Annotated in this window: 7 protein-coding genes; all 7 read right to left on the bottom strand. The window is 61.2% G+C overall.

Going from position 1 to position 4,681, the window contains the following annotated elements; translation table 11 throughout:
• A partial coding sequence (locus IL54_RS15470) for a hypothetical protein (protein WP_193378866.1) occupies positions 1-743 on the bottom strand: 743 nt, incomplete at its 3' end.
• The gene (locus IL54_RS15465; RefSeq protein ID WP_156106227.1) at positions 740-1,111 is read right to left on the bottom strand and encodes a hypothetical protein; all 372 of its coding nucleotides are present in this window, start codon (positions 1,109-1,111) and stop codon (positions 740-742) included. The genes IL54_RS15470 and IL54_RS15465, both read right to left, overlap by 4 nt.
• The gene (locus IL54_RS25725; RefSeq protein ID WP_272945512.1) at positions 1,099-1,233 is read right to left on the bottom strand and encodes a hypothetical protein; all 135 of its coding nucleotides are present in this window, start codon (positions 1,231-1,233) and stop codon (positions 1,099-1,101) included. The genes IL54_RS15465 and IL54_RS25725 overlap by 13 nt, the downstream gene beginning before the upstream one ends.
• On the bottom strand, positions 1,230-2,342 hold the full coding sequence (locus tag IL54_RS15460) for a hypothetical protein (RefSeq protein WP_037476740.1): 1,113 nt from the start codon (positions 2,340-2,342) through the stop codon (positions 1,230-1,232). The genes IL54_RS25725 and IL54_RS15460 overlap by 4 nt, the downstream gene beginning before the upstream one ends.
• Positions 2,339-2,692 (bottom strand): hypothetical protein, encoded by a 354-nt coding sequence (locus IL54_RS15455; RefSeq protein WP_037476738.1) that lies wholly within the window; start codon positions 2,690-2,692, stop codon positions 2,339-2,341. The genes IL54_RS15460 and IL54_RS15455 overlap by 4 nt, the downstream gene beginning before the upstream one ends.
• A complete protein-coding gene (locus IL54_RS15450) occupies positions 2,689-3,378 on the bottom strand; it encodes a hypothetical protein (RefSeq protein ID WP_037476737.1) in 690 nt (229 codons plus the stop codon). The genes IL54_RS15455 and IL54_RS15450 overlap by 4 nt, the downstream gene beginning before the upstream one ends.
• A 50-nt stretch (positions 3,379-3,428) precedes the next feature.
• On the bottom strand, positions 3,429-4,681 hold a 1,253-nt coding region (locus tag IL54_RS25010; protein WP_237748904.1), incomplete at its 5' end, for a phage head spike fiber domain-containing protein.

Raw genomic sequence — 4,681 nt, 5'->3', positions numbered from 1 at the left:
ACCAGACTGTCCGTATCGCCGGGCGCGAGCGTCAGATTACCCACCTGTAGGGTCTCGCCGCTCACCATCATGCCATCGACGCCGACGTGCCAGCTTGCCAGGCCATCGGGATCAATCCCGGCATCCGCGTCGGCTGTCAGTCCTATCGCCTCCTGCAGCGTGTCCAGATCAGCGGGGTTGTCGTCGCTATCGAATACGACCAAGCCGTCAGGGTCAGCTAGCACCAGACTGTCCGTATCGCCGGGCGCGAGCGTCAGATTACCCACCTGTAGGGTCTCGCCGATCAGTGCGCCGTCATCCATCGTTCCGCCAATCGCCAGCCCATCGGGATCGACCGCGAGCGCGCCGATCGTCGTCGTGTCGAGCGCGTTGGCGACGGCATCAAACACGGACTTGCTGGGGTAGGCGTCAACCGCCGTCGCTGCGTCGGCGGCGGTTTTCAGCCAGCGCGTCGCGTAAGAACCCTCCGGGCCGTAGCTGACCCATTGCTGGCCAATCGTGGTCGCGGCAAGCCCGGTTGCATAATCGGCATAGATATTGCCGAACAGCGCGGTTTGGGCAGCTGTCTCGGCGCGTTCTGCATCGGCAAGTGCGGCTGCCGCGTCGGCTTCGGCAGATGCCGCAAAGCTGCCGGCCGCTTCCACCTTGCCATCCAGCACAACCATGTCAGCAACAGTAAGGCCAGGCCCCCGCGCGCCACTGATCTTGAGAACGACGCCACCAAGCGATGTGATCTGTGTCATAGTGCCGAAACCCCCGGATAAAGCACGACTTGGCCGCGCGTGATCGTGGCGGTCACATCGGTCGCGTCCTTGGCGATGAAGTCGTAGGCGAAGCGGACGATCTGCGGCTCGGTCGCGGCTTCGGGGAAGTCGGCCCCCTCAATCGTCACGTCGAATGAGCCTTCGATCGCTGAGAAATTGTCGATCAGCGCCGATGCGATAACAGGCCCGTCGAGATCATCATTGGCCTTGATATCAAGCGCAAAGGCCCAGCCCGTCAGGTCGATAGGCGTGACGCCATCGGGGTAGAGCATCGTCCACCCGCGCTTGTAAGACGCGTTCCTCGCCAGAGGGATGTTGTATTCGGTGAGCATCGTTACGCGGCGCACCGCTGCTCATGCCTATCAACCCAGCGCGCGAACAGCGGTTGCTCGCGACGGAGTTGATAATAGCGCGCCACGTCCATCTGGCCCGTGACATAGCAAGTATAGAGGTCAGCAAATGTGGTCATGATCCGATCAATCCATGTAAGGTGAGGGCGTCTTGCAACGCCTTTACTTGCGAGGCGAGTTGAGGAAGCGTGACGCTAGATGCGTTAAAACCGCCCTTGGTCGCGGTTCCGGTTGAAGCGGTCCAGCCAGTGTTACGGCTTCCAATGATTTGATTTGCGCCGACATAATAAGCGCCGTTGTCTGTGATTTGCGCGACTGGCGTTCCAGCGGAGCCGCAGAATTGATATCCGCCACCGTTGTGGTATAGCTTGCGGGTCAACCCGACATCGAAGCAGATAACTTGGCTTTGCGCCAATAGGATTGCGATACTGTTTATAGTCGCGACACTAAGGTCGATACCAATGTCCGTTTCTGTTCCAGGCTTCGCCCAGATCAGCCGGCCAAATGCAGCATGACCTACGTCGGAACCATTCTGGAACGAGAGGCCGGAGCCGCAAACCATATCAGCGCCAGTATGCGCACCATCGGGTCCAAGGCGCGTAGCGACGATATCGATCGCGTTGCGGCTGTTTAGATCGTCGGTTCCGCAAGCGCGGATATCGACTTCCAGCGCTGGCATACCGCTTGTTGGATCGGCAATTTCGCGCGGGTCTATGGCTTCAAAAACGCCAGCGCCGGTTGACGCTTCGCCGCGCTTATAGGCCTGCCCATAGAAAGCGACATTCTGGCCCGCATTGGCGTAGTTATCGAGCTTGAAGATCGCGCCCCACTCGAACGCCGTTGTTCCGGCCTGCGTGGTAAGGTCTACGATAAGGCCAGCGTTAACCCAACCCGGCGAGCCGCCGCTGGGAGCGCGACGTAGGATTTTTACCCCGAAAACATCGGTGTTGGTCGGTGCAGGATCGATAAAGATCAGCCGCTCATGCTTGAGAGACGCGACGCCGCTGCCCTCAAAATCCGTCGCTGCTTCAACTAAGCCGGGCACATTAGACAGGTCATTCGCCGCGCCGCCGAGCTTGGTGAGGATCGCGCCCTGTTCCGCGCCGCTATTGGAGACGGTTGCCGCCGTGACTGAGCCACTGCCAAGCGGACCGGACGCCGCACCGGTAGCCCCGCGCGCGCCAGTGACCTCTATGACCACGCCACCATAAGATGAAACGCTGCTCATAACGTGGAGACTCCAGGGGTTAGAAGAACGACGCCTTCAACCATCGCGACCACCACGCCATCGCTGTCCTGAACGAGGCAGTCATAGGCGAGGCGCACCGTTTCCTGCGAGCCGCGCACGGTTGCGAAGTCGGCACCGTTGATCGTCACATCGACCGAACCAGCGGGGGCATCGATGTTATCGAATGTTGCGGAGGCTATCGGTGAACCGAAACCGGCCGAATATTTGACATCGAGCGCGAAGGTCCAATCGCTGATATCCAGCGGCTCGCGCGTTTTCCGGTCGAGGAAGGTCCACCCCACCTTGTATTGCGCGTTGCGAGGCACGCGGATTGGCATCTGCGCCGTCATGCGCTGAAATCCTCCACGAACGAGAGCGCGACGGTCGCGTAGGAAAGCGAGAATGTGGGCGACAGGCTTTGCCCGATGACGCCCCGGCACTGGACCAATGGCCAGTCGAAATTGAGCGGCGAACCATCCGCAACCGGCGCACGCAGCGGGGGCGATATGACGCAGGTCGCTTGCTGATCGTCCCGCGCCGTGATGCGTTCGATCTTGTGCGACCGATTGCCGCCGACCCCGAAACGCATCCCATTTTTGAGGCGAGAGCCGCGCGTAACGTTGATGGTGATCGTGGTAGCGCGCAGGGCTGCATCGCCAACAATCTCAGCCTCGATCCAAGGCGACGCGAAGCCTACCGTGGTCGGGAAATCGTCATCATCGGCTTCGATGTTGGACGGGTCGAGAAACGCCATGCCGCTTGAGGGGGCGGGGGCGATGTCGAGCAGTGGGACCGGCATGAGGAAAGGTCGCGCACCGCCGCGCATGTAGGATGTCCACGCTTCCCAAAGGCGCTGGATATCGGGGTCATCAAGGTCAATCTCGCCTAGCGACCCCTCCCACCCCCCGCCGCCATCCGTCTGGATGACCGTTTCTTCATCGTTGAGCGCCGTGCCGCCCGAAATGACCTTCGCGACCACATCGGCCGAGAACGTCCCCGGATTGAAGCGATGGAGCGGGAATACAAAGAGGGCCATGGCGCAAAGCCTAAGCCGCGCGACGCCCGCCGTTTATAACCCTCAGCCTGTCATGTCCGGTCGATCCGTGCCACCGCCGATCGATTGAGCGGTGTCGGGATATTCGCCACCCCACTCGCGACGGTCATTGTGCCCGTCTGCGTTACCCCATCGCCAAACGTATAACGGACGTTGAACGAGCCATCCGCGACGTTGCGGCCTGCCCAATCGAGCGTCACGATATCCGCCGATCGCGAGACGGTTCCGGTGGTCGTGGCTATGCGCGAAGTCGGCCGGGTGCCGACTTCCATCTGGATTTCGCCGATGTCCAGCGCCCCCGTCCCGGTCCCGGTATAGGTCAATGACGATGTTGTACCGACGTCATGCAAACGAACGTCTGCCACGGTTGAGACGGATGCTGACGCGGTGGCTGTGATCGAGCAAAGCCATTTGCCAGGACCGGCAGCTTCGATGGCTGCTACAACGCCACCTGACCCGCTTGTATGCGTGACGGTTCCGGTGAACAGGTCAAACTTTGCCGCTGGCGTCACGCCACCAAAAGCGCCCGCCGCCAAGTTGAGCGTCAAATAGCGCTTTGGACTGCCGGAAACTTCGGACGCCTCAACGCTTGCTGTGTAAGTGTTGCCCGAAACATACGAGAATGTCTGGCGGCAATAATGATTGCCCGTGCTGACGTCCTCAGTGAAGCGGGTAGCCGTCGCGCTGCCGCCCGCCTTGGTCCAGCTTGCGTTTGACAGGTCGCGGCTTTGCAGCGCCAAGTTGGTCGCCGCTGCCTCAACCAGCAGACCGCTTGCCACCCACGCCGAGCCATTCCAGCGGTGATCGAAGCGCGCCACGTCCGTTGCTGCACTTGTCCAGACGCCGGATGCGTCGCGGTAATAGCCTGCACTGGCGCGGGTGAGGGTCGCGCCGGTTGGGAGAGCGCCGCCGGTCAGGACATACGCGCCGACGCTTGCCAGTATCGGCCCCGTTTCGGCTGATGGTGAACCCGCCGCGTTGAACGCCTGCGCCCAATAATATCGCGGCCCGGCCTCAATATCCGTTTCAGTATAGGACGCAATCGCGCCGGGGGCGACCACGATATCGCCGGAAATGTCCACCGCGCCTGCAAACGTTCCATCCACGTCTGAATAGAAGCGCAGATAGTCGAAATTCGGCCCAAACGGCGCACGGGCTTCGAGCGAAACGGTATCGATGGTTTCGCCGGTGAATGCGAGCATTGACGGCGGCGATGGTGCCAGCCCAGCCGTGGACGTGCTGACCGATTCCAGAGCAGACCACGGCGACACCCGCCCATCACCCA

The organism is Sphingobium sp. ba1, assembly GCF_000743655.1.
Classification (GTDB): domain Bacteria; phylum Pseudomonadota; class Alphaproteobacteria; order Sphingomonadales; family Sphingomonadaceae; genus Sphingobium.
Note: the sequence above shows the minus strand (reverse complement) of the source record. Positions and strands in the feature narration are given on the sequence as shown.

Coding starts and splice junctions, on each gene's coding strand:
- IL54_RS15455 (WP_037476738.1), bottom strand. CDS start 2,692: ATGACGGCGCAGATGCCAATCCGCGTGCCTCGCAACGCGCAATACAAG.
- IL54_RS25725 (WP_272945512.1), bottom strand. CDS start 1,233: ATGACCACATTTGCTGACCTCTATACTTGCTATGTCACGGGCCAGATG.
- IL54_RS15450 (WP_037476737.1), bottom strand. CDS start 3,378: ATGGCCCTCTTTGTATTCCCGCTCCATCGCTTCAATCCGGGGACGTTC.
- IL54_RS15460 (WP_037476740.1), bottom strand. CDS start 2,342: ATGAGCAGCGTTTCATCTTATGGTGGCGTGGTCATAGAGGTCACTGGC.